Annotated in this window: 27 protein-coding genes; 10 read left to right on the forward strand and 17 right to left on the reverse strand. The window is 50.3% G+C overall.

The window, feature by feature from the left end:
* The first annotated feature begins 175 nt into the window (after positions 1–175).
* A complete protein-coding gene (locus BZG20_RS13275) occupies positions 176–1,636 on the forward strand; it encodes a potassium transporter TrkG (RefSeq protein WP_077579314.1) in 1,461 nt (486 codons plus the stop codon).
* On the opposite strand, the gene BZG20_RS13280 is transcribed toward BZG20_RS13275, so the two are convergent.
* The 3 genes from BZG20_RS13280 to BZG20_RS13290 all read right to left on the reverse strand — a co-directional run bounded on the left by BZG20_RS13280 (position 1,637) and on the right by BZG20_RS13290 (position 6,051).
* A complete protein-coding gene (locus BZG20_RS13280; RefSeq protein ID WP_077579315.1) occupies positions 1,637–3,304 on the reverse strand; it encodes a pyridoxal-dependent decarboxylase in 1,668 nt (555 codons plus the stop codon).
* Positions 3,305–3,402: 98 nt separating this feature from the next.
* Positions 3,403–5,313, reverse strand: a complete 1,911-nt coding sequence (locus BZG20_RS13285; protein WP_077579316.1) for a methyl-accepting chemotaxis protein — start codon at positions 5,311–5,313, stop codon at positions 3,403–3,405.
* Between the two features lie 504 nt (positions 5,314–5,817).
* Positions 5,818–6,051 carry a DUF3283 family protein gene (locus BZG20_RS13290; protein WP_046075920.1) on the reverse strand — a complete coding sequence of 78 codons (234 nt, stop codon included), beginning with the start codon at positions 6,049–6,051 and terminating at the stop codon, positions 5,818–5,820.
* Between the two features lie 149 nt (positions 6,052–6,200).
* On the opposite strand from BZG20_RS13290, the gene BZG20_RS13295 reads away from it, so the two are divergent.
* Positions 6,201–6,578, forward strand: a complete 378-nt coding sequence (locus BZG20_RS13295; protein WP_046076095.1) for a hypothetical protein — start codon at positions 6,201–6,203, stop codon at positions 6,576–6,578.
* On the opposite strand, the gene BZG20_RS13300 is transcribed toward BZG20_RS13295, so the two are convergent.
* The 4 genes from BZG20_RS13300 to pdsR form a co-directional block, all read right to left on the reverse strand.
* Positions 6,546–6,752 (reverse strand): DUF1289 domain-containing protein, encoded by a 207-nt coding sequence (locus tag BZG20_RS13300; protein WP_046075919.1) that lies wholly within the window; start codon positions 6,750–6,752, stop codon positions 6,546–6,548. The two genes, BZG20_RS13295 and BZG20_RS13300, sit on opposite strands and share 33 nt — an antisense overlap.
* Before the next feature lie 91 nt (positions 6,753–6,843).
* The gene (locus tag BZG20_RS13305; protein WP_046075918.1) at positions 6,844–7,512 is read right to left on the reverse strand and encodes a glutathione S-transferase N-terminal domain-containing protein; all 669 of its coding nucleotides are present in this window, start codon (positions 7,510–7,512) and stop codon (positions 6,844–6,846) included.
* Positions 7,513–7,623: 111 nt separating this feature from the next.
* Positions 7,624–9,849: a proteobacterial dedicated sortase system histidine kinase gene (pdsS, locus tag BZG20_RS13310; RefSeq protein WP_077579317.1), complete on the reverse strand. Its 2,226-nt coding sequence runs from the start codon at positions 9,847–9,849 to the stop codon at positions 7,624–7,626.
* Complete coding sequence (gene pdsR / locus BZG20_RS13315; protein ID WP_077579318.1) at positions 9,846–10,544, reverse strand: proteobacterial dedicated sortase system response regulator; 699 nt, start codon at positions 10,542–10,544, stop codon at positions 9,846–9,848. The genes pdsS and pdsR overlap by 4 nt, the downstream gene beginning before the upstream one ends.
* Positions 10,545–10,745: 201 nt before the next feature.
* On the opposite strand from pdsR, the gene pdsO reads away from it, so the two are divergent.
* Positions 10,746–11,462, forward strand: a complete 717-nt coding sequence (gene pdsO, locus BZG20_RS13320) for a sortase-associated OmpA-like protein PdsO (RefSeq protein ID WP_052708148.1) — start codon at positions 10,746–10,748, stop codon at positions 11,460–11,462.
* Positions 11,463–11,564: 102 nt separating this feature from the next.
* The gene (locus BZG20_RS13325; protein ID WP_077579319.1) at positions 11,565–11,993 is read left to right on the forward strand and encodes an N-acetyltransferase; all 429 of its coding nucleotides are present in this window, start codon (positions 11,565–11,567) and stop codon (positions 11,991–11,993) included.
* 7 nt (positions 11,994–12,000) lie between these two features.
* On the opposite strand, the gene BZG20_RS13330 is transcribed toward BZG20_RS13325, so the two are convergent.
* The 3 genes from BZG20_RS13330 to BZG20_RS13340 all read right to left on the reverse strand — a co-directional run bounded on the left by BZG20_RS13330 (position 12,001) and on the right by BZG20_RS13340 (position 14,226).
* The gene (locus tag BZG20_RS13330; RefSeq protein ID WP_077579320.1) at positions 12,001–12,525 is read right to left on the reverse strand and encodes a methylated-DNA--[protein]-cysteine S-methyltransferase; all 525 of its coding nucleotides are present in this window, start codon (positions 12,523–12,525) and stop codon (positions 12,001–12,003) included.
* Between the two features lie 41 nt (positions 12,526–12,566).
* Positions 12,567–12,998 (reverse strand): DUF3010 family protein, encoded by a 432-nt coding sequence (locus BZG20_RS13335; protein ID WP_046075914.1) that lies wholly within the window; start codon positions 12,996–12,998, stop codon positions 12,567–12,569.
* Positions 12,999–13,074: 76 nt separating this feature from the next.
* Positions 13,075–14,226 (reverse strand): HD-GYP domain-containing protein, encoded by a 1,152-nt coding sequence (locus BZG20_RS13340; protein ID WP_077579321.1) that lies wholly within the window; start codon positions 14,224–14,226, stop codon positions 13,075–13,077.
* 172 nt (positions 14,227–14,398) lie between these two features.
* Between BZG20_RS13340 and BZG20_RS13345 the strand changes: the two genes are divergently transcribed.
* From BZG20_RS13345 to BZG20_RS13355, 3 genes are all read left to right on the forward strand, one after another.
* A complete protein-coding gene (locus tag BZG20_RS13345; RefSeq protein WP_077579322.1) occupies positions 14,399–14,938 on the forward strand; it encodes an NUDIX domain-containing protein in 540 nt (179 codons plus the stop codon).
* An 11-nt stretch (positions 14,939–14,949) separates the two neighbouring features.
* Positions 14,950–15,165 (forward strand): DUF3820 family protein, encoded by a 216-nt coding sequence (locus BZG20_RS13350; RefSeq protein WP_101494499.1) that lies wholly within the window; start codon positions 14,950–14,952, stop codon positions 15,163–15,165.
* A 208-nt stretch (positions 15,166–15,373) separates the two neighbouring features.
* The gene (locus BZG20_RS13355; RefSeq protein ID WP_131825356.1) at positions 15,374–16,321 is read left to right on the forward strand and encodes a hypothetical protein; all 948 of its coding nucleotides are present in this window, start codon (positions 15,374–15,376) and stop codon (positions 16,319–16,321) included.
* Between the two features lie 7 nt (positions 16,322–16,328).
* Here BZG20_RS13355 and BZG20_RS13360 read toward each other — a convergent pair whose 3' ends face one another.
* Positions 16,329–16,847 carry a hypothetical protein gene (locus BZG20_RS13360; RefSeq protein WP_077579325.1) on the reverse strand — a complete coding sequence of 173 codons (519 nt, stop codon included), beginning with the start codon at positions 16,845–16,847 and terminating at the stop codon, positions 16,329–16,331.
* Positions 16,848–17,055: 208 nt separating this feature from the next.
* Between BZG20_RS13360 and BZG20_RS13365 the strand changes: the two genes are divergently transcribed.
* A complete protein-coding gene (locus tag BZG20_RS13365) occupies positions 17,056–18,753 on the forward strand; it encodes an SgrR family transcriptional regulator (RefSeq protein WP_077579326.1) in 1,698 nt (565 codons plus the stop codon).
* Here the strand turns inward: BZG20_RS13365 and BZG20_RS13370 are convergent.
* Positions 18,750–19,403, reverse strand: a complete 654-nt coding sequence (locus BZG20_RS13370) for a hypothetical protein (RefSeq protein ID WP_046075909.1) — start codon at positions 19,401–19,403, stop codon at positions 18,750–18,752. The two genes, BZG20_RS13365 and BZG20_RS13370, sit on opposite strands and share 4 nt — an antisense overlap.
* Positions 19,404–19,804: 401 nt before the next feature.
* On the opposite strand from BZG20_RS13370, the gene BZG20_RS13375 reads away from it, so the two are divergent.
* On the forward strand, positions 19,805–20,233 hold the full coding sequence (locus tag BZG20_RS13375; RefSeq protein ID WP_077579327.1) for a hypothetical protein: 429 nt from the start codon (positions 19,805–19,807) through the stop codon (positions 20,231–20,233).
* Positions 20,193–21,287 carry a L,D-transpeptidase family protein gene (locus BZG20_RS13380; protein ID WP_241829537.1) on the forward strand — a complete coding sequence of 365 codons (1,095 nt, stop codon included), beginning with the start codon at positions 20,193–20,195 and terminating at the stop codon, positions 21,285–21,287. Before BZG20_RS13375 ends, BZG20_RS13380 begins: the two co-directional genes overlap by 41 nt.
* Before the next feature lie 102 nt (positions 21,288–21,389).
* Here the strand turns inward: BZG20_RS13380 and BZG20_RS13385 are convergent, their stop codons facing one another.
* The 5 genes from BZG20_RS13385 to BZG20_RS13405 form a co-directional block, all read right to left on the reverse strand.
* Positions 21,390–21,635, reverse strand: a complete 246-nt coding sequence (locus BZG20_RS13385) for an Lpp/OprI family alanine-zipper lipoprotein (protein WP_046075907.1) — start codon at positions 21,633–21,635, stop codon at positions 21,390–21,392.
* Between the two features lie 175 nt (positions 21,636–21,810).
* Positions 21,811–22,287, reverse strand: coding sequence for a copper chaperone PCu(A)C (locus BZG20_RS13390; RefSeq protein WP_052708145.1), 477 nt, complete (start codon positions 22,285–22,287; stop codon positions 21,811–21,813).
* 2 nt (positions 22,288–22,289) lie between these two features.
* Complete coding sequence (locus BZG20_RS13395) at positions 22,290–22,877, reverse strand: SCO family protein (RefSeq protein ID WP_077579328.1); 588 nt, start codon at positions 22,875–22,877, stop codon at positions 22,290–22,292.
* Complete coding sequence (locus BZG20_RS13400) at positions 22,874–23,356, reverse strand: hypothetical protein (RefSeq protein WP_077579329.1); 483 nt, start codon at positions 23,354–23,356, stop codon at positions 22,874–22,876. The genes BZG20_RS13395 and BZG20_RS13400 overlap by 4 nt, the downstream gene beginning before the upstream one ends.
* Positions 23,357–24,286 (reverse strand): DUF368 domain-containing protein, encoded by a 930-nt coding sequence (locus BZG20_RS13405; protein WP_077579368.1) that lies wholly within the window; start codon positions 24,284–24,286, stop codon positions 23,357–23,359.
* Positions 24,287–24,351 lie beyond the last annotated feature (65 nt).

Below are 24,351 nucleotides of genomic sequence, written 5' to 3' on the forward strand. Positions count from 1 at the left end.
TGTATGCAGGGTATTAACGACGTAGATATGAGGTCTTTAATCCACCATGACATTCTGGAACAAGACCGATATAGTTAAGCGGTGAGGTGATAAGCGTCACGCCACTGTTTGTCGCTACGCGTGGTGGCGATGGATCGATAAACCACGAGCGTGTTAATGATGAGTTGCCTCTGTCATGATTAACTTTAAAAATACCCTGCGTCTTCTGGGCATGCCTATTTTATGGATGGGTGTTGTCCAATTTGTTTTTGGACTCTTATCGCTTTTTATTTTCCGCGATGGTGTCTCAACCGATTTCTTTTACCCTTCCTTGCTAATGATGATTTCATCATTGGCCATCTCGTGGCTTTTTCGGCAAAGCAAACTCAATCAGGTCACTTTTCGCGATGCTCTACTATTTTCGACGCTGACCTGGATACTGGTGGGGTTGCTTGGCGGTATTCCGATCGAGTTGGTCACTGGGGTCAATTTTACCGATGCTACCTTTGAGTCGATCAGTGCCTTGAGTACGGCGGGTGCCACCATTTTAAGTGGCCTGGACAATATGCCTGCTTCGTTCTTGCTCTACCGCCAGTTTTTACAATGGATGGGGGGCCTTGGCGTGGTGATCTTCGTGGTTGCGGTATTGCCGATGCTCAATGTGGGTGGCATGCGGCTATTAAAAGCGGAAACACCTGGACCAATCAAAGACGAAAAACTCTCCCCCCGCATTTCAAAAACAGCCCACTATTTGTGGGGGGTATATGTGGTGATCACCATCGCATGTGCGCTGGCCTATTATATGGCCGGGATGAGCGCGTACGATGCGATCGCACATAGCTTTTCTACCGTCTCAACGGGGGGATTCTCCACCCACGATGCCAGTATGTGGCACTTTCAAAGCCATCTTATCTTAATGATTTCTAATGTTTTTATGCTGTTGGGGGCGATCAACTTTGGTTTACATTTTCGCATTTTCCGTATCGGTTGGCGCGGTTTAAAGCTGTATATCGATGATGAAGAGTCACGCGTGTTTTTGATTGTAGTGGCCTGCTTATCTCTGGTACTGGGCTTTTACCTTTATGGTGAAGCCCGTTATGAATCGCTCTGGATGTCACTGAGCTTTGCAGCGTTTCATGTGGTTTCGTTCATTACCAGTACTGGGTTTGGGGCAGCGGATCTAAGCTCGTGGCCAGCGGCAACCGCCTTATTCCTGGTGTTTTGTGCCTATCTTGGCGGGTGCTCAGGCTCAACGGCGGGCGGCAATAAAATTATTCGCGATATTGTTACCTTTAAAATCATTCGTCGCCAATTGCATCAATTGGTGCACCCCTCCGCGATCATCCCCATCCGTTATCAAGATAAGGTGGTCTCGAACGATGTGACCCAAGCGGTAATGGCGTTTATGTCGCTAGCAGCGCTGACCACAGGTGTGTTTACCCTATTGATGATGATGACAGGGCTCGATTTCTGGTCTGCATTTACCGCCGTAGTCGCTTGTATCAATGTGCTTGGGCCAGGGTTTGGTGAAGTCGGGAGTAACTTCCAGCCCGTGACAGACACAGGGATCTGGATCCTAAACATTGCCATGATCCTCGGTCGTTTGGAGTACTTCACCGTGCTGGCGTTGTTTATGCCGCATTTTTGGCGTTGGTAACTAAACCAATTGCTCCGCGTGCTCGGGGCATAGTGAAGCCACAAACTCATCAATGTGTGTGTAGCGCGTGTAAGGGTTTAAAAATACCGCTTTTTCACCAGGAATAAATAGGCATTGGCCATTGGGGTCGAACTCCGTGTGTGCAATGGACTCGACCCAGTTGGTTTGCAGCGTTTTACCTTGCCGGGCAAGAAAGTGCTGACGGTGAAACAGGCTATGTTGGGTAATGCTGTCAATGCGCGCCCCGACTTGATGCAAGGTTTGTTCTTGCTGGAACATGACATTTACATCCAGTGTAGGGGAAGGTTGGTAGAGGCGAAACGCCACCGTAGGGCCCAGGTTATCACCAGCGACGATCTTGCAATGGGGGAGGGCGTCTAGGTGGGCTTTTAAATACTCGGCATTTTGCAGGCTGTGCGCAATCATGGTCTGATAACCACGTTTTCCCAACATATTGAGGGCGCAATAACTCCCATAGGCGCCTGCTGCACCACGCGAGCACTCTATTGTTGACTGCAAATGCGTTTGCTGTGTTTTGCTGGTTTCAAAATAAGAAAAGTAATGCGGATCTTGCTTAAGATGTTCCATGTCCGTTTTCTGTTTGAACATCACCAAGCTGGCGGTATAGGGTACAAACCCCCACTTTTGAAAATCGATAGTGATGGAGTCGGCAAAGCGTAGTCCGCGAATACGGGGTATTAATGCTTGCAGTTTATTCCGTGTCGCCACGTTGATCCCTATCGGGTTGGCGGCAAAATCATAGTCGTTGAACATCACTAATGGCCAGCCCACGGCCGCATCGACGTGAATGTGTGGCCTAACCGGCGTGTTGAAACGCTCACAGGCGCGTGTTGTGATTTGATAGACGCGTTCAATGTCGTCAATGGCGAACGTGTCTGTGGTACCAAAGGTCAGCAAGATGGTGGGCACTGGCATCTTTTCTGCTAAACAATGATTGAGCGAATAGGCAAAGTCATCCAAGTCAAGCCGGTTGTTGGCATCCACTTTAATACGCAGGACTTGGTTGGGGATATCTGTGCCCAGTAAGCCGAGGTTGGTCATATTGGAATAATGGCCAGCCAGTGAGTTAATCATGCGGAAGTCTTGTCCTTGGAACCCCCGCTGGCCTGATAGCGGGAACTGCTTTCTTAGCCCCATTAAATAGCCGTATAAGTTGCCGAACGTCCCGCCTTGGGTAAAGATCCCGGTTGCCTGGTCAGGATCATAGCCAATCAAGTTTGCGACTTGACGTACGAGTGTTTTTTCTAGTTCAACTGACATCCCCGCGTATTCGCTATACACCAAGTTGGGATTAGCCATCGTCGCCAGTAATGCTCCATGTATCGCGGGATCACACGGCGCCGTGATCACGTTTTCCACGGCACGGGGCGATGTCCAATCTTTGGAGTAGGTGGCGGCTTGCAGTGCTAGGTTAGGCAGTGTCTTGGCGCTAATATCACTTTGTTCGGGAACATGCGTTTGTTGACTAAATGGATGCGCAGCGTCGGCCACCGCAGGATGCATGCCGTTCTCCAACCAATGAGCCAGTTCTGGCGTCCGATAGACGGGCCAACGATCAGGGTCTCGATTGAAAAAGTGCTGACGAATGGTTTGGTATTGTTGTGTAAACGTCGCGGTTAAGGCGTGTGTTGGTAAGGAACAAGACATAAAAACAATCCTCCCCAATGGGGATCAGGCAGCGTCTCGCTGCCTGATTCAGTGAACGTCAGCCATACTCACTCGCGTCGCGGTCTGGCCTTGGCGATTTACTGCAATTTAAAGTTATGCACCATGCGATCCAGCTCCTCATTTGAATGGGTGAGGGATTGAGTGGCCGCCGTGGTTTGATTGCCACTGTCTACCAGCTTGTTCACCATATCGCGAATCGACAGCATGTTTTTACTGAGCTCTTCAGCGACAGAGCTTTGCTGTTCAGTCGCTGTCGCAATTTGGGTGCTCACATCGTCGATTTCGGTGACAGACGAACTCATGATGGTCAAGCTGTTAGACACTTCCGAGGTTTTGTCTGCGGTGGTCTGACACTGTTCTTTGGTTTTCTCCATGGCCTCGACCACACTCGAAGTGCCATCGAGTAACGCGGTAAGCATTTCGGAAATTTCCGTGGTGCTGCTTTGTGTGCGAGCGGCTAACGCACGCACTTCATCGGCGACGACCGCAAAGCCTCGTCCTTGTTCGCCAGCGCGCGCTGCTTCAATGGCGGCATTCAATGCCAGCAAATTAGTTTGTTCAGAAATTTCGCCAATCACTGTCAGCACGTCACTAATTCGATTCGCATCTTTGTTCATGCTAGTGATCCGTCCCGACATTTCTTCCACCTCATCCACTAAGGCACTGACCGTGATCACCGCATTGTCGACCACTTTAAGTGATTGACTTGCCTCCTTACTTGCCGAGGCAGTGATACTGTTCGATTGGGAAACATTTTCTGCAATGTTTCTCGCGCTTTCGCTCATTTGAGTGATGGCAGTAACCACTTGCTCGGTTTCAGCTGAGTGAGCATCCAATACGGACTCATTTTCGCTGGTGGTTTGCGAAAGCTGGCTAATATTGGCTGAAATGGCTTGGCTGGACTCGGCGACGCTCAACATCATGCCTTGTAGATTTTCGACAAAGCGGTTGAAGCCGTCACTGATTTGCGCCAAATCATCATTGCCGTTCACATCGAGACGAGCAGTGAGATCCCCTTCGCCACGTGACAGATCCAGCACCGCTTCTTTGAGTTTGAGTAAGGGGCGATATGAAAATTGAATAATCGCATAAATCGCGCCAAGACTGACGATGAGCAGTATCACGCCTGTTCCGACAGAATCGATTTGTGCATCGCGAACCCCGGCCAGGGCGGTTTTTTGGTCAACAAAGACCATCAGGGTCCAATACCTGTCTTCGGTTAAGTTGACCCGTTGGAAATAGCCATCAAATTGAATGCCTAAATAGGGGAAAGTAAGATGACCCTGCTCGCTACTGCGGAACATGCTTTCCATCTGTGCAAAGTTCGCGCTTACCTGCGAGGGGGTCTTGCCGATATCATTAGGATCATCACTCGCGAAAAACACTGCGTTTTGATCCGCCAGTGTAGCCGCGCCCCCTGCAAAGCGCATGTCACTGACTTGAGTGATGACATCTTCTAACGGAATATCACCGAGGAGTGCCCCGATAAACTGGCCGTTTTCAAACACAGGCGCAACGGCACTGATCACTTTTCCACCGGTGACCTTGTCCGTGTAAATGTTTGTCAAGTGAATGGCCTGGTCGGATTTAACCGTGCGATACCAATCTCGATTGCGGAAGTTATATTCGTTGGTGGTCACGCCATTGCCATTGTGGTTTGACATGTACGAATCGCCGCTTTCATAGGTCATGATGACATTAGCAATACCGGCGGTATCTGCCAGCATTCGCACTTGCGCCACATTCTCCTGACCGGTGAGATCGGTTGAGAAGTGGCCAGCACCTTGCTCTACCGCAGTGAGCTGAGACTGCACCAGCTGCTCCAACTCGATGACATGATGATCGAGTTTATTTTGAGTTTGGGTGACCAAGGCTTCAACCATTCTGTCACGCAGCGACAGTGCGTTAATTGAGCCGAGGATCACGAGTGAGAGTGTGACGAGCAGTCCTACCCCCCAAATAATGCGAGACTTAAACCCTAAGGTCATAGCGATTACCCCTTACTGAGCGCGAGTTTGCCTGTCTAAAAAGTAAGGGTGCTTCCTGTGCTTGATGAGCGTGTTCTGTCCGCTTTTTTGTGCGGATTTTTGTGTTGCCCACCAAGGAGTCACCCAGCCAACGTTTATTAGAAATTAGTTTATATGGCGTCTATCTGCCAAATAAGAAAGAATTCTTGATAAGAATAACAATAGGGCGAGTGTTCATTTTTTGCTAGGTGAGGGGGTGAAAAATGTATGACATTTTAGCGCGCTTTTAATGAAGGTATTGTTAGAAAAAAAAGACAGGCGTTCGGATTTTAAACGCGCGTGTAAGATGCTTACTGACCTAAGCGTCTTATTTTAAGCATTTATCCGCAGCAAGTGAGATAAAACCAAACAGTGGCAAGGCGTTGAGACGCCTGAAGGGATGGCGCGATGCGCTCGGCGATAAAAACCGTGTGGCGTACGCTGACTGACAGGTTCCAGCACCAGTGTGAGGGTGCTGGTGAAACCTTATTCGGAGGGAGGGGCCTCAGGGATGATAAAAGCGTCAGGTTGCGCACGGTATTTTTCTACACTGGCGAGATACACCTCGCGTTGCCAGTCGACTAAGGCGCTGGCTTCTTGCTGGTAAAGGCTTTGTGGGGCTTGGTTATTGACTACCTTCCATACGGCGTAGGCAGCTTGTTTATCGAGTTCAATTTTTTGTTTCTCGTCGGCAGGTAGATTCGCCAAGTTGACGTCCATAGCACATCTCTTATCTGATCAGGGCACTCGGATCCTAACCGAGCCGCACGATTCCAGCAAGATTTACTCGCCGTTTACCCCGTGCTGACATTATAGGTAACAGGATTGCTAGGCTGGATGCTTTTAAATGATAGCCAGTGGAAACCGTGATGACCTTTAATGACCAAGACAGACAGGCTTTGTACGAAACATGGATGTCTTATAAAGCTAAAGCTCGGATTACCCAGATAGAAATGGCAAAAAAGCTTGAGATCAGTCACCTTAGCTTCTCTCGGTGCATTCATGGTGACGCCGTGCTCGATAGTCGGTTTGTGTTTGCGTTTTGCCAAGCTATGGGGGTGGAGCCGAACAAGGTCATACCGAGCTTGCGCGATCGTGAACAGGTTGATCAAGACGTGCTCGTCACCAGTAAAGTGATTGTCGATGGGGCGATTGAAGCCGTGCATTATGAAGGAAGCACGGTGATCATTGAGTATCGTAAGCCGCTTGCGCCTTCAGCCAGTGCGGCGCTTGAACGGGTTTCGTGACCGATAAGAGGGAACGGCAGAGGTAGGATCGGGCCGTTTGGGGAGTTGCGCCATAATGGATTCGCGCTCATCGTCGGTCATTTTTCCCCAGCGGACAATTTCATCAAGTGTACGTTTGCAGCCGACGCAAATATCGTCTTCACGTCGACAATGACCAATGCAAGGTGTTAACACGCGAGCTCCTCAACACTAATAAATGACAGACAGGCCGCGGGATACGCTGCCTGTCTGGTACCTAAGATCACGATCTAGTATAGCGATTTTGCTATCGCGTCACCATGCCACGTACTTGTTCGGCACGTTCGTCGTCCGTTGCCTCGTTGGGCGCGGGGGTGAGTAAGGCTTTTTGACAAGCAGGGCGCGCGGCAAGTTTATCGAGCCACGCGCTGAGTGCGTCTAATCCGCTGACATCAACGCCACTCCATTCGTGAATCCTTGCCCATGGCCAGGTCGCCATATCGGCAATGGTATAGCTATCCCCTGCCAAGTAAGGATGCTGTTGCAGTTGCTTATCCACCACTTCAAGCAGGCGGCGGCCTTCTTTTTGATAGCGCTCAATGGCGGCGGGGATTTTTTCAGGAAAATAACGATAGAAGACATTGGCTTGCCCCATCATTGGCCCCACGCCCCCCATTTGAAACATCAGCCACTGAATGGCTTGTGAGCGTGCCTTGGGCTCGCTGGGTAAGAATTGCCCCGTTTTTTCTGCGAGATAGAGTAAAATCGCCCCGGATTCAAACACCGGAAAGTCGCCATTGGCTTTATCGACAATCGCGGGAATGCGACCGTTGGGGTTGATGGCTAAGAAGTCAGGCTGTTTTTGCTCATTTGCCATCAAATCAACGCTGTGTAGTTGATAATCCAGCCCCATCTCTTCTAGTGCAATCGCAACTTTTTGGCCGTTGGGTGTCGCGGCAGAATAAAATTCAATCATATTGGCTCCTTGCTCGGGGCGTCACGCTATGTGTGACCCCATGAAAAGTGCGGGCCCTTATCAGTGTCGGGCATTATTAGTCAGTATTGGGGCCAATAGGGTTGAGATCAATCAGTGTGTCATTAACTGTGTATTGGGCCAAATAAGTGACAGCGTCACTCCATCTTGTTGTGGCCGGTTGTCAGCGACAAGATCGGCTTGATGAAAGTCAGCGATCAACCGTGCGATATACAGTCCTAAGCCAAGGTGCGGTTTATCCGCGCCGTGACCTTCAGGGCGGACACTGACCATAGAGTTAAACAATTGCTCGCGCATATGCTCGGGAAGCAATGGGCCGCTATTGCTGACGGTCATCGCGACCTGATGCGCATTTTGTGACAGCGATAAGGCGATGGGGGCGGCGCCGTTGTCAAACTCCACCGCATTGGCGATAAGCTTGTCGAGTAATTGTGCCAGATAATCAGGGACACCTAACACGTTTACCGTGTGGTGGGGAAGGCTTAAGGTAAAGGCCTTATCTGGATAAGCGAATTGGTAGCCTTGGGCACAGCCTTCAAGTAGGGCATTGAGATCCACCATCTCTTTATCGGCGTTATCAAAGCTCTGTTCTAGGCGTGTGGCCTCGGTTAACGTCGATAAAATGCCCGCTAAGCGGTGAACACCGTCTTGCGCGCGGTTAATATAGGTCAGTTGATCGGGGTTTTCCTGGGTGTAGGCCATGTTCTCAAGCGAGGAGCGCACCACGGCAATCGGTGTGCGTAGCTCGTGGGATAACCGTGAGCTCATGGCCTCCAAGTAGTGATTATACCCGGCAATTCGGCTGACCATATCGGCCATGGTGCGTGATAGTCGACCAATTTCATCATGGCTATGTGTGGTGGTGATATGCCCGGTAACCCGGCCTTGGCTATCGATTGCATGATCGGCCTCGTGCTGGAGGCGACGTAAACGCTTAGCGATATGCGATCCAAACAAGAGCAGTAAAAGCACGCCGGTACATATAACCGCCAGCATGACTGAAAACAGGGTTTCTAACGCTTCATTACGTAAGCTGCGAATGCCATTGGTCGTCTCTTCGACGATCACTGCACCGGCGACACGGTCGTCAAGCCAGATGGGATAAGCGGCCGATAAAATCATTGCTTGATTGTCGTCTGAGCTGCGCCAGCCTGCGTAAGGCCGCCCCTGTAATGCTTGCTGTGCTTGCACCCCTTGGTAGATGGATGCTTGTTGCATGGCGTCGACAAAGTGATCGGGTGGCGTCACGAGCAAGCGGTCATACCAGGGGCGCAGTAGTGTGTCGGTTATCCAGGGGATCAACCCTTCTGATTGGTCTGAGGGCGACTGAGGCTGCCAAACGCCATTGGAGGTTTGAATATCGCCGTCTTTGGCGAGCACGCGACTGTGCTTATCGACTACCCAAACCCGCGAGGCGTCGTTATTCATTCGCTCAATCAAAGATTGGATAGCCGCAGAGGGCATCATAAAGCTGCCTAATGAGGTGGGAGCGCGCGTTGAAGCACTGCCAATAATGGCGTTGAGTGGCCGCTCGAAACCATTGCCGCGATCATAGTAGGCGAGAGCCAGCTGCTGGCCGACCCAATTTGCCGGGAGTTTAACCTCAATGCTGTAACCCTTGTCTGTCGGTTGCCATTTTGCAGCAATAGGTAGGGGCTGAGCCGGGCCTTCTGTCGAGGTCTCGTCAGCTAATGTGGGTAGTCCACTGGTCAGGTGACGGATGTGAGCATTATTGCTGTGACTGTCTTGGCTGAGCGCAACACGATAAAAGGCACCTTGGGGGGAAGTGAGCGCCAAGATCATGTGATCTTGGCTGGTGATATCGCCGGTACGCTGTGCTGGGGTAGGACTGGCATCGGTCACTGTGATGCCAAAGTATACGGCATCTCCATTACTCCCAGTGAGCACAGATAACGCTAATTGATTGCTGTGGTAGGGACCTTGGTTAAAAATAAGCCCATCACGCTGATAGTGGCGTTGATGGTGGCGATCGCGCTGCCAGTCGCCTAAGTCACCGTCCAAGGTGATTGGATGATTGAGGCGAAACGCGTGCAGATCTTTTCCTGGGTCGAGTTGAGAGGGGATGTCTCGATAGGAAAACAAGCTGGGCCTGTCGTTCATCCCCATGGCGAAAGCGCGCGCGGTACCCATCAAAGTCTGTTCTTGTCCCTGTCGTAAGACGTTTTCCATCTCCCACACATATTGATAACCCAAGTAGGGCAATAGGAGTAAAAAGCTCGATAGCACCACAATCTTGGTACGGATACCCGCGATGTGTTGCCATAAATGCCGGGCAAGCAAATGTAACTTCGCGATCATTCGGGTGCCTCATCCCAACGGTAGCCCATGCCATAAACGGTACTGATGCAATCAAACTGTTCATCAACGACCATGAATTTCTTACGAATTCGTTTAATGTGTGAGGTAATGGTGCTGTCATCCACCACAGCATGTGCTTCATCCATGAGTGCTTGACGACTTTTAACATGCCCGGGTCGTTTGACGAGGGCGTGCACCATCCAAAATTCGGTCACGGTGAGATCAATCAGTTGGTTATGCCAATAGACCTGCATACGATCAAGATCGAGGTAAAGAGGACCACATTGGAGACGCTTATCTTCTTTTGAGGGGGTTTGTGCCAAAAGATCAGAGCGCCGGAATAATGCGGCGATACGTGCCATGAGGTGTGGGAGGGAGACATCTTTAGTGAGATAGTCATCCGCGCCCATCCGCAAACCAACCACGGTATCAATATCACTGTCTCGGGCGGTGAGGAATATAATTGGCACTGTCGCCGACACGGCGCGGAGGGATTGGCAAAGGGCAAAACCACCATCGATCTCACTGCCTAAGCCAATATCAATGATTGCTAGATCGGGCAATTGCCGCTCAAAGGCCGCTTGCGCGCTGGGCCGGTCTTGGTAGGTATGGACTTGGTAACCCTGGCGGCGGATAACATCGGCGTAGTTTTCTCGGATCGCCGCTTCATCTTCCACTATCGCGATGTGTTTCATAACTCTGTCTTCTTACTTGCGTTGTGATGACTATACCCAAACTGTGTGCAGAGAAAACCCTCTTCGCGTATGAAACGTAAATTGCCATTTTTTTGCCACTATTGATCGCCAGATTGCCATTTTTACTCCCGCAAAATGCCTTAAGTGCTTGCTGTAATAACGCCATATCAAACAGCACGATTCATCGTAAGCGAGGATAAGATGGATATTAAAAAACAACTGATTCACTCTGTATTTGCCGTTTCAATGTTCGCCGTTGCCACGCCACAAGGGATGGCCGCCAGTGAGGTTGAACGTAATAAACAACCCGAGTTGATCGGGATGGGAAGCGGCGCTATCGCGGGAGCGGTGGTGGCGGGCCCTGTCGGCGCGGTGGCAGGGGCCATTATTGGTACCGTGATGGGGCAAAATGCCAGCTATGAAAATTTGGCCACCGAGCAGGATGAAACGATTCAAACTATCCGGGATGAGAATCAATCATTGAGTCGCATCAGCCAAAAATATAATGAAGCGCAGCTTGAACTTGCGCGGTTACGCAGTGCGCAGAATCAGGTGGAAGACCTTACGCTGGCGATGAATATTCAATTTCGCACGAGCTCGGCTGATATTGAGCCGCACTTTATGATCCAGCTTGATGAGCTCGCAGGATTTATTCAACAAATGCCAAACGCTCAATGGCAACTCGCAGGCTATGCCGATCCAAGAGGACGTCAAGGCTATAACCAAGCGCTATCGGAACGTCGTGTGCAGGCCGTAAAAGATTACCTTGTGTCCGTGGGCGTCGATCCGCGTCAGCTCAACACGGTGGCGTATGGAGACAGTCAGCCACTGGATAGCCAAGCGGGGAATGAGGGCTTTTTCTTTGACCGCCGCGTGACAGTAAGCCGTATGTCGGGGACGCAAACCGCCCAGCGTTAGTCACTAATACGTGCGAGTGTTGCGACGTGATAACTCATAAAACCTCACCGGCAGATTGAACGGCGGTCTGCGGGTGGGGAAACCCAAACAAGGAAGGCGACAATGATAAGACAAGCCACTGATAAAGATATAGAAACCATTAGCCAACTCTGCGCCCATTGCCAGTCAGATGAGATAGACAAACGTCAGATGCACCGGCACATCAAGCATCTACTTAATCAGGACTTGGTGTCAGTGAGCGTGGCCGAGCTTTGCGGTTTGGTGGCGGGTGTGGTGGTCTGTCAAGTGATCCCACAATTAGGTTTGTCAGGCCACGTGGGTCGTATTAGTACCATTATTGTCGACGAGCCATTCCGCGATATGACGTTGGGACGCCAACTGCTTAATGCTGCCGAGCAGGCGCTGATAGCAAAAGGATGTGATCACATTGAAGTGGTCCCAAGCTACCAAAAAGACGACGCACAAAGCTTTTATATCCATTGTGGTTTTCATCTGACCCCGGAACGGCTGACCAAACCGCTTGCCGCCTGAGTGGAGACTAAGGCAGCGCTGGATCTGTGCTGGTCAGCGCATTGGAGACGTAATCGGGCCACTTGCCTGTGGCCTCCCAAATCAACAAGGTGCGTTTGGCGGTTAAACCACCCCCATAGCCGACCAACTGACCTTGACGGCCAATAATCCGGTGACAGGGGACAATAATCGAAATCGGATTCTTGCCATTCGCACTGCCCACGGCTTGGTTGGCTTTTGGGTTACCGATAAGATGAGAGATGGCTTGGTAACTGGCCGTTTCACCAAAGGGAATGGATTGAAGCGCCTGCCAAACGCGCTGTTGAAAGGCCGTTCCCTGCGGTGCAAGTGGCACCGAGAATGTCTGTCGCGTACCTGCAAAGTACTCATCCAGTTGATGGCAGGCAAGATCGAGAATGGCGACGCTGTCTTGCGAACTGTCTTGAACAAGGTGATTAGGTGCGCGGTTAGGGAGATACAGAGCCGTTAATCCCTGGCTATTGGCTTGCAGTGTTAATGGCCCTAGCGGGGAAGAGTAGATTTTCTTGCTCATGGTACCTCCGTGTTCGACGTGTTTTTTTGTCTTTATTACTGTTATTTTTTGTCTTTATTACAATAGGCGCACGCGGTTAGAAAGGCATTTTCCTGAAATTGCTTCAAGCCTAGCTCTTTTAAGTTTACATCGATGGGATGACGTTTTAGCGTTTGTTTCATCACGCTGGAGGAGAAGACTTCGGCGTCAACGCCTTCGATCAGTTGTAGGGCGGCCTCCATTTTAAAGCCGGCACTACTACCCGCGAACTTCCCTTTGGTTTGGCGCTCGCGAATAATGATTTTATCCACCTGATAATCTTCGATGAGCTTGCTCATGGTACGATGGAAATGTTGAATGCTCTCTTGCGCTTCTGGCGAGGGCAGCGTGATTTTCTTGGCTCGACACTCAGGTACCGAAAACAAATCGTTGTCACTGTCGAGTAACACAACATTCGCTTCGTTAGCTTTTAAATCAACCGCGCAAACTCTCATTTTTCTCTCTCTTTCTTAAAAGGCATTGTCACTGAGGGAGGGCAGTATACGCAAAAGCCCTCGCCTCGTCACAGGATTAACGAAATGCATCGACATTGATATCAAGGGCTGTCTCGCTGGTGGCGCGGGCGATACGCAAATCATGGCGCTTAGCGAGATCAATATACTCCACTTCACGAAACCGGTGACTGCGGACTGAATAAAACAACTTGACCACAGGGCGAGTCAAGTCGTCGAGGTTTTCTTGCCATACCAAGCCAACGCGTCCATCGGCTAACTCAACGAGGGAGCCAACGGGGTAAAAGCCAATACACTGAATAAAGGCGCGCAATAAATTGGGATCCAAATGAAACGGCGTGAGTCCCATCATGATCTTAAAGGCTTCAGACGGTGACATCGCTCGTTTGTAACAACGATCCGCGGTCAGTGCATCGTAAATATCGACAATGCCACTCATGCGGCCAATGGTATGTAACGCTTCGCCTTTTAGCCCGTTTGGGTAACCAGTGCCATCCAGTTTTTCGTGATGCATTAAACTCACGTCGCGAGCAATTTGTGATAAGTCAGGGATACTATCCAGTACCGGCTGAGAAAATACTTGGTGGAGTTTCATGTGGTCGAACTCTTCAGCGGTCAGTTTGCCCGGTTTATTGAGCACTTCGTCGGCAACTAGCACTTTACCAATATCATGCACCAGCCCACCGACGGCGAGCTCTTGCAAGGTCGCGTGATCAAACCCTAGATGCCTGCCAAAACTCACCAACAAAAAGGCCACGTTGAGCGAATGCTCCATCAGGTAAGCACTTTTATCTCGAATGCCACTGATCCAAGCAATGGCGTGCTGACGTTCAAAAATGTTGTCGACAATGTCACTGCCCAATGCCTCAAGGGGCGCGACATCAATGGCTTTATTGGCATAAATGTCATTTAACAAGCGACTCAGTTGTTGCTTCGACGAATCGATGAGCGCGCGTGCTTTGTCGATATCCGCGCCGGTWGACGCATACTTACCTTGATAGAGTGCGTCTTTGTACTGGATTTCATTGATATCTAGGATCTGATCAGCATCTACCCAAACATAGTTAACACCACATTGTTTTAGTTTTTGGATTGTCTCGGGACGGCGAACATAGCCAGGTTTGGTCATCCGGGTGGGTGACTGGGCTGTTTCTATTTGTTCCACGTACATCCCGAGTGTCAGCTTGTGGATACTAATTTTCTGCAGCATCGTACCCAGTCCTACCTTGTGTGTTTATCACCAATAATACTAATGATTTTTGGGCGGCTTAAGGTATCGGGTGCGAGACATATTTCATTTTTGTGCACCTGTTAGCGCCTTTCTGCTCTCTTGTTTGGTTGTGCTATACTCCCGCGCTTGTTTTTTGACTATCTGAGTAGTAATGGAAATCATAGCCAAATATACGGATGAGCGGGTGCTGCCGCTGCAAAATAAATCCGTCATTAAGCGCGACGCAGCACGCGCGATTGCCTTAGATGGCGATGAGATTTTGCTGATGTATACCGCACGTTATGATGATTATTCGCTCCCCGGTGGCGGTATGGATGCGGGCGAAACCCCAGAGCAAGCAATGATCCGTGAGCTGCAAGAAGAGACGGGCGCACGACAGATCCGTGATATCACTCCATTTGGCTGTTTTGAAGAGTACCGTCCTTGGTATCGAGATGGTGCGGATGTGATGCATATGTTGTCATACTGCTTCTACTGCCGCGTTGATCGAAATCTCGGTACACCGACCTTTGAGCATTATGAAATCAATAATGGTATGCGACCTGTGTGGGTGAGCCTTAATCATGCTATTGCGCATAACAAAGCAGTGATGGCGAACAGTGCCAAAGCCGGGCAATCGTTGATACGTGAAACCATGTTGCTTGAAATGATTGCAAGTCAACGTCTTGAACAGCGACATGCGACAGCCTAAAACGGGATGCATTGATGGATAAACAACAGCTTATGAAATTAGCCACAATGCCCATGCCATTCGGCAAATACGCTGGGCGCGTGTTGATTGATCTGCCAGAGGAATATCTGTTGTGGTTCCAAAACAAAGCCGAGTTTCCGAAAGGCGAATTAGGGGAGTTGATGAAGCTGTGCCTGGCACTGAAAGTGGAAGGGCTTGAGGAAGTGGTTCGCCCTCTCAAGAACTAATTATTGGATGGCTAGTGTGCAGCGAGTTACAGATACCTCGTGCGCCGTGTGAGTGGGTCATCTCTGGACTCTGGTCGACAATCTGAGACATATTTGTCGCATTTTTCTGGGCAATAGCGTATTTTTACGCGCGCCTTGAGCGTGAAGCCGTATCGTGTTTCGCGCGCTTAGCATACCAACATTATTATTTATCGCAGAGACGCCCACCATGAGTATTAACATACATTCTAACACCGCACCTAGCGGGCTTCTGATTGCAGGGATCCTCATGTTCCCTTTCTTATTTGTTTGGCAATTACTTGACAGAAAGTATAGCCAACTGAGCCGGATCCTTGGCTTTGGCTATATGTTGCTCATTTCGGTCTTGTATGTTGGTGGCCCAAATGAAGCTCAAGAAATATTGATGACCTTACTAACGACGGTTGCAATGTGTGCGGTCGGTTTTGGGGTTTATATGGGACGACAAGCTCATAAGTGGGGATGGAAAGCCGCGATTCAACAACTCAAACAAACTGTTAAAGAGACGACTCATGGTGCAAGTAATACGCAACCTGAGGCGACCAATGGCTTGCCTGGTTGGATGGGCAAGGATATTGAAGTCAGTGTCAATGCCGATGGTTCAATGCATCTTACTTTTCCTGCGGAGATGCCAGTATTAGCCAGAGATAACACGTTGCGCTTTTGCCGGGGAATGCCTGAGTTTCGCAATATGACTTGGGCTGTGGCAGAGACATCGTCTGATACGGCGGCGGTAGAGTGGAGTGATGAGGTTATCCCAAACACTGAGTTATTTGACGATAGCCGTGAAGAAATGCCGACTCAAACACACGATATCCGAGAAGAAATGTCGACTCAAACTCACGATATTCAAGAGGGTGTCAAGCTCCCTGTCCCCAAACATGGTTGGTTTAAAGTGAGCTTTCTGGGTTTTCCTAACGAAGAAGAAAGCGCACTGTCTGAGATGACGTTACAAAATGGGATGACAGTGAACGATCACGCGAGTGAAGCCGTTGATGTATTATGTTTCGGTGATTTTGCCAGCAACGCCATGATGGAAAAAGCAGAGTCGGAGGGGGCTGTTGTGCTCGATAAAGCCGCTTTCTTGCACTTTATTGCCAGTGGTGAGGTTCCCAAAGCCTGTTTATCGTGCGTTTAATCATTCACTAGCGGCCGATGAACCACAGCCTGTCATCGCCGTTCTCCTCCTGAGTGAGCGCATAGAGAAGTTGTGCTTGTGCGTTCTCATCAGGGGCGACGACATCATAAATACCACTGACTGCTTGACCGTCTAACACCGTATCGACCCGCATGGCGGCGGCGCAGGTTTCCCCGTTTTGGGTGCCGATACAGAGCGACACCGTGGCGTCAGCGATTTCAACACCATCTTCAAGCGCAAGCTGGGCAAAGTAAGCGAGCATATTGGCACGATCTGACTCTGGCCACTGTTGCGCCTGAAGCTTGGCATACTGAATCATCAGTGGGTGATTGTCGACCCAATAGAGAGTGAGTGGCTGATGAGTCGGTGCGTCAGGTTTGTCAAAAGGGTGTGGGGGATGAGCAGCGGCATGATAGATATCAAAACCCGCAAGGCTTTCCTTGGTTGGGAATTGCGCTTTTTTTACGTGGCAAGCCATCCAGCGTTGTTTGATATCAAAATGGGAAATAATAGCCGACGCGATCATAAACACCCTACTCATTATCGACAAAGAGAGGCATCATAACTGAGTCAGACGGAATAACAAACGTCTGCTCGTGAAAGCCGGTGATTATTGCCTGCCAGAGATCACAGCCTGAGTGCGTGTGATCAAGATATGAGCAGACGCTATGCCTTGTTCTGCGTAAAATAGGAAATACTTCCACTAGTTTTTGTGATTGTTGGGTTCCTCTTTTATGTCAGGTCAGCGACTTCGTGCTCAGTTCTCCCGCCTTTATCATCATTTCAATGGCGAAAACACCGATACAACGCTACAAGCTGTGGCGGATATTTTGGTCTGTACGCGGCGTAATGCGCGAATGGTGCTCAGTAAGTTAGAAGAGCAAGGATGGTTAACGTGGCAGCCTTCCGTGGGGCGGGGCAAGCTCTCTCGTTTAGCGTTTTTACGAAGTGAAATGGCACTGCGAGAAGAGCAGGCAGCACATTGGTTGGCGCAGGGCAAAATGGATCAAGCCTTGGCGTGCCTTGATCATGACTCCACCAAGCTCGCCGCCTTAATTCAAAAACAAATGGGACCGAGTACGCAAAACGGGCGGCAAATTGTTCGCCTGCCCTATTACCGTCAGCTTGAGACGCTGGATCCGCGCGAACCTTTGCGTCGCTCAGAGCAGCACTTGGTCGGTCAAATTTTTAATGGTTTGGTGCGTTATCGTGGTAGTGAACGTATTGTGACACCGGATTTAGCCCATCATTGGGAAGCGTTGTCGCCGACACATTGGCGATTTTACCTTCGTCCTGGTGTCCGCTTCCATGATGGTCAGCCAATGTGCGAGCAGGATGTGATAGCGAGCCTATCGTCGCTTTCTACGCGGCGTTTTTTTGCTCATCTTTCGCGTGTTGACTCGCCGGGCCCGCGAATGATTGATGTACATCTTTCGTCTCCCGACTCAAGGTTTGATCATGCGCTCACCTTGCCAGAAGCGGTCATTCGTCCTGCTGAGCGCCATCCAAGTCAATCCCTTGGTTATCAACCGATTGGGACAGGTCCTTATCGCGTGGCAGAGAAACAGCCACACCGTTTAGTGCTCGAGGCATTTGATGATTATTTTGGTTATCGTGCCCTGACCGATGAAATCCAGATTATGGTGTTTGATGAGGCCGCAATGTGCTATCTCACTCCCAGCACCTCACTGACGCCGGAGAGATTAGCAAGCCATCAAACCACGCTGAGTCAAAAGTTAGAAATGGATCAGGGGGCTGGTTACCTGTTGTTGAATTGTCGCGATGGATTAGCGAAGCAACCCGCATGGCGTGAATACCTGCATGCAAAGCTGTCATCGCTGCAATTACTGCCACGCTTGGCGCATTGTGGAATGGGTGAGTACCGATTGTTCAATGCGTATGGGCTGATGCCAGGTTGGATGCATCATGGTCTTTCGTCCATGTCGCCAGTTGCTCCGTCACCAACGTCACTGACCGTGGCGTATTTATCCGATCATCCTTTATACCCGCTTATCGCCAAGGCAATACACGCGCACTTACTTGAGGATGGTATTCAAGTGAAAACCTTGGCATTGTCATCCGCCGACTACTTTAGTGGTCAATATGGCCGCAAAATCGACATCTGGTTAGGGGCGATGAGCTTTGGTGAACGCGGGCAGGCGGGGTTATTTAACTGGCTAGGGACGCATGATCTGGTATTGAGTGCCTGCACAGATACCATGCTCGAGTCCATTGAGCGTCATACTCAGCGCTGGCGAGAGACACAAGACGATAGCTGTGCTGAGCACTTAGCCCGTCGCCTGGTTGAGCATCAAATGGTGCCCTTGTTTCATATTTGGATGGGTGTCATGGCGACGCCAGATCTCCAAGATGTGGCATCGAATGCGGTGGGATGGTTTGATTTCAAAGCCGTGTGGCACAAACCACATTAAAGACTGCTATTATCCTCTTCAACACCGAGCGGAAAGGTGGCGGTGAGCAAAAGGTATTTGTGCAGGGGTAAGCCATCTTTTTTGCGAAACAAAGGGTGAAAGATACGATATCGCCCCTCGGTTAACCCCAAGGGCGCGATGGTCTCAGCCAGGCTCGATGTTGCGCTGGTCAAGCGTATTCCTTGCGCGCGATAGGCGTCTGCGTGGATAGGTTGGTGTCCCAACCACCAAGAAGGAACAGCCTTACTGGCGTTGGTGCGGTCAATCCAGTGGTCACTGACCACAATGACACGCCCAGGCTCGGCAGGGTTTGTGATGCCATGATTCAGTAGCCAAGCAACGTCACGCACCAAGGCATCACGACAGGCGTTATTACCACTGAGTAGGCGATGGGCCAGTATGTATATCGCGCTGCCGTCAAGTTGTAGCTGATAGACGGTTTGGCTATGTGGTCGGGTATCGTCGAGCAAATTAAACGTTGCGGGTTTATCATGCGCCTCGAGAACCCGCATGAGTCGACGTGCGAGTGCTTTGCCCATGTGGGGATCACGCATTCCCCGATTGTGGACTGTGGGATAGTGATGCTCGCACAATTTGACACAATCTTGCTGAAACTGGCGCAGTGCCAGCGAGACCAGATCATCTAACAAAAACCCGTTACTCCTACCAAAAACGTCTTGAAAGCGGATGCTGCCTTGTCACGCATACTCGTAAAGGCGCACAGACTAAAGTATGCAGTATATCACTTAAATCGCCCAATAAATCAGGGAGAAACGCTACTTTGTGCGCACTTTCTCATCGATGGGCGGGGCGAGCGGCGATCGTTGTCATGTTGTGACCGATTAAAGCGGCATGGTTTGTACGCTTTGTACCTTTCCGTATTGGCAGATTATTGCCTCTTTCTGTGGGTGCTTGGTGATGCGTTCACCTCGTAACGCGAGTGATCACCGTATTCTTGCTTTGCCTGCCTAGCCCTGTTTTATGGTGTTATAACCTTGGCACTAAAATTGCTTTAATCCATGTGCTTATCACAGTAATACAACGGAATACCATGAATTTTAACCTTTGGCTTCGTGCGGCAGTCTGTTTGGCTGTTGTCTCATTTCCCGTTTCTTCTTACGCGGCTGATGGCCTTGCTGCGGGGGTTTTCCTTGGTTCGCCAATGTCTGGTGTGACCTTGAAGCAAAACCAATTTAAAATTCAAGCTGGCATCGATAAGGTGGGAGTGGCCGTCGATGGGACTTGGAATTTGGGTGAATGGCTCGGGCGAATGGAGTATGCGCCTATGTATGTCTATGCCGGAGGTCAGTGGGTAGACGATTCAACGCATCAGTGGGGACCACGTGCCGGGCTCGGTGTGACTCTTCCGGTGGGTACGGGTGATGTGGAACTATTTGCAGAAGCGGGCACCACTTGGTATTGGGAGGAGAAAGGCGATATTGAGTTTGAAGGCGCTGCTGGAGCACGAGTTTATTTCTAACCTCTCTTGGCCGATGGTAAGCAAAGGCGCCATACAGAGATTATTAGCCTGTGTGGTACTTTGGGTGTTAGCTGTGCCGACAGCATTTGCCACCCCGTATCCGTTACCCACCGACGGCAGTCGACTTGTTGGCTATCCAGAGGCGCACATCGTCAAAGAGGGCGAGCACTTAGAAGCCATTGCTAAACACTATGATATGGGGTTTCTAGCGCTTTTAGCGCTCAACCCAGGGATTGATCCCTACTTGCCTGAGCCTGGCTCTCTGGTGCGCTTACCCAACCAGCTCTTGTTGCCCTCACCACCTCACTCAGGGATAGTGATCAACCTTGCTGAACTACGCCTGTATTATTTTCCTGAACCAGACGCTAAGGTAACGGGAGAAAAGGCGGACGCGCAACGTGATGTTCATGTGTTTCCCATCGGGATCGGTAGAGTGGGTCGCGAAACCCCCACAATGAACACCTATATTAGCCAAAAGCGCGAACATCCGACTTGGACGCCACCGCAGAGCATTCGTGAGGAATATAAAAAACAGCGTGGCATCATTTTGCCTGATGTGGTGCCAGCAGGGCCAAACAACCCCTTAGGTGAGCATGCGCTAAGGTTGGGCTTCGGTAACGGTGAGTATTTGATTCATGGCACTAACAAGTCGTTTGGTATTGGGCTGCGAGTCAGTGCTGGCTGTATCCGGCTTCGACCTGACGATGTGGCATGGCTGTTTGAGCAAGTGGATGTCCACACCCCGGTTAGAATTATCAATCAACCCGCGAAGCTAAGCGTTGAGCCTGATGGGCGAGTGATGGTAGAGGCGCATCGTCCTTTGTCAAAAAATGAAAAAGAGACCAAAGCGCGTTTATCGGTTGAGCCTGATCCTCAGGTGTTAGCGATTTTAGCGCGGCTGGAACTGTCACCTCGGCGCTACCGAGCGGCGTTATCTGTCCAAGAAGGCGTGCCGACAGAGATCGCTACACTGACCCCAGCACAGTTGAAAGCCTGGCAGCGTCTAGAGCGTGTGGACGTAGATGCTAAGCAAATGACGCGATCTGAGCAGTAAAAGTCCGGATAAGGCGGATAAGATCACAGCATAAAAAAACGGCGCATCGCGCGCCGTTATTCATTGTTTGTTCAGCGAGTAATCGGTGCTTTAATCGATACGCTATTTCGTGTAAGACTGCGCCATATTATCAATGCGCTTATTGGCACGTTTTGCTTCGTCATATGCCATTTGAGAGGTATCTTTGGTATCGCTCACGTCGCTTTTCATCATAGATACATCATTCGATAATGCATCGACTTTCGCTGATAAATCATCAACGCTTTGCTGTAACGCTGTGTTGCTGGTACAACCGACGAGCAACATGCTCGATGCGACGGCAGCTAGCGCCATTGGACGGATTTTCATAAATAACCTCGCTATTGTTGTTTGTCATAGCAATCGCGTCATTAGGGTCACGCATCCACGCGACTATTGTCAACCTTAGACGCTTAAACGCATTTTTGCTGGATAATCCTTTACTTAAATAGCAGAGCTTGACCGAGTTAACACTTAGCGAGGTAAGAGGTATCCGATATTGTGCTTATTCGTGGTTTGCGTGCATCTCTTTGTTGTGATGTTTCATGCCCGCCATGACCGATTTCACTGGGATCTGCTTGGTGAGTGAATGACCGTCCGCGGTGTTTAATGTCAATGAAATGTGCTCGCCTACTTTGAGTGGCTGAGTCAGATCAAACAACATTACATGTAGGCCACCTGGCTTTAGGGTCACTTGCTCGCCTTCAGGCACCAGGATTTGCGCAATTTGTCGCATTTCCATCATGCCATCCACCATAGCATGCTCATGCAACTCTACCCGTTTCGCTGCCGGCGTGCTCGCACTCACTACCCGTTTTAGCACCTTGCTTTGATTATCGAGAACCATGAAAGCGGCGCTATTTGGTGCGCCTGGTGCAGTGGCACGCGCATAGGCATCATGAATAAAAAACTCACCATGGGCATGCACGAATGGTGCAACCATAAAGGCGATAGCGGCAACAAAAGATTTGAATGATGTCATTGTTATTCCTTATCTTGATCAGTCACCCGTTCAATCGCTGCGATCAGCATTTCAGGGTTTAAGGTATGAGGGACTTTCTCTAAGAGTTCACCGTTCGGTGAAAGAAAATAAAAAAAGGAGCTATGGTCAACGGCATAGTCCATGGCGGAGTCTTCCAGCTCGGTGATGCGATACAACACACCGTAGCGCTTTGCCAGCTGCGCAATTTGCGCCTCAGAACCACTGACACCGGTGATGGCCGGATGGAAAAAATGGGCATACTCCGCCGCTTTTTCGCTTGTATCACGCTTTGGGTCGAGGGTGATAAAGATTGGCGCCACCGCGTTTCGTGTCGACTCAGGGAGCGATTTTAACGCGGCAGATAACACGGCGAGCGAAGTGGGACAAACGTCAGGACAATGGGTATAGCCGAAATAAACAATGCGCGGACGTGGGTCATCGGTATTGTAAAGATTAAACGGTTGCCCTTGTGATTGTAATGCCCCTGCTTGAGCCTGCTTTTGTGACGTTTGATAGTTATCAAATAGCGCGCGGGCACCTAAGCCAAAACAAACGGCAATAATGGCGACAAGCCAAGCTTTCTTACTCATAGTCGCTCCATGCGTACTTTAATGGGGAACAGCGTGTTTGCGTCAGCATTTAGGGTAATGGTTCCTGCCCATGTCATGCTGTCTTCGGTGCAAACGGGCAGCATCAGTTGCCCTTGATAAGTCAGTTTATCGGTTTGTTTAAGCACCAGCCGATATTCACCCATGTTCATTTCGACGCCTTTGAGCTTAACGAGCAATGTATCCGTGTTAAGCGCTTGGGGGGCGGTCACAGTGAGGGTATTGGCGTGTAGTGGATGAACATCCGGATTGCCCAAGCGAGCTTGATAGCCCTCGTATTGGCACGTTTGCTGATTGAGTGAGCAGTAGGCGGCTGGTGCGATAGTTGTACTCGAGGCGGTCGAGAAAAAGCCAGACAGCCACGAGGGGATAAAAAAAGCCATCACTGCCAGCATCGCAATACTGGCGGTCATTATTAAGGGGTGACTCACGGCGAGCCGTGAGGAGGGTTCATTCATCATCTATTCCTGCTCAGGCGAGAAACGCTCCAGCAATAATACCAGCACAAAGCCACCTATCATGGCAACGATAGCCAAGCCAACTTGTGCCGAGTGTCCCACGATTGCCTCGTAGGCGCCGGGTAAAAGGTTATCTTGCACGAGGGGGACTTGTTCACCGGATGAATTTGTACGCCATGTGAGTGTGTGTTTCCAAGGCCAAATTTTGCCCAATGTGCCCAACATCAGACCGGTGAGAAACGCGAGCGTCAGTGCATAATAGCGGCGCAGCAGCCAGGACAATAGGTGCGAAAACGTCAGTAAGCCAGTTACTGCGCCGACAGCGAACAATCCTAATAAGCCGAATTGCGCTTGGTGAACCGCATCCAGAATGGGGCTGTACATTCCCAGCAATAGTAGGATAAAACTGCCAGAGATCCCCGGCAAAATCATGGCGCAAATCGCGATGGCACCGGCGAGAAAGACGGTGAGCGGACCTGCGGTGAGCTGCAGCGGGTTAGCAATGGTAATCCAGTAGGCAAACCCAATCCCTAACAGTACGGCGAGAACCGTTTTAGGCCGAACCTTGGGGGCGGGCAACTGTTTGGCAATATGCAACGCTGAGGCGATGATCAAGCCGAAGAAAAACGACCAGAGCGGGATCGGATGATGGGTGAGGGTCCAACTGATCCCTTTTGCCAAACTGGCAATACTGGTCAGGATGCCGGCTAGCAGCACACAAAGAAAGGTGCCGTTGGCATGTTGCCAGACGGCCTTGAAGCCTTCCTTGCGCCACAGTGCAAAAAGGCGCGGCGTGATACGCCGAATACTCTCCAATAGCTGCGTGTAAATGCCAGTAATAAATGCGATCGTGCCGCCAGAGACACCAGGAACCACATCCGCAGCGCCCATCGCCATGCCTTTTAGGTAAGTTGAGACCAGGTTCTTGATCATAATGCCATTCATCGATAAAAGCTGAGACGCGCATTATACCGATATGAATGGTGAGTGATAGGCCT

Origin of the sequence: Salinivibrio sp. IB868, from assembly GCF_001995655.1 — a bacterium.
Classification (GTDB): Bacteria; Pseudomonadota; Gammaproteobacteria; order Enterobacterales; family Vibrionaceae; genus Salinivibrio; species Salinivibrio siamensis.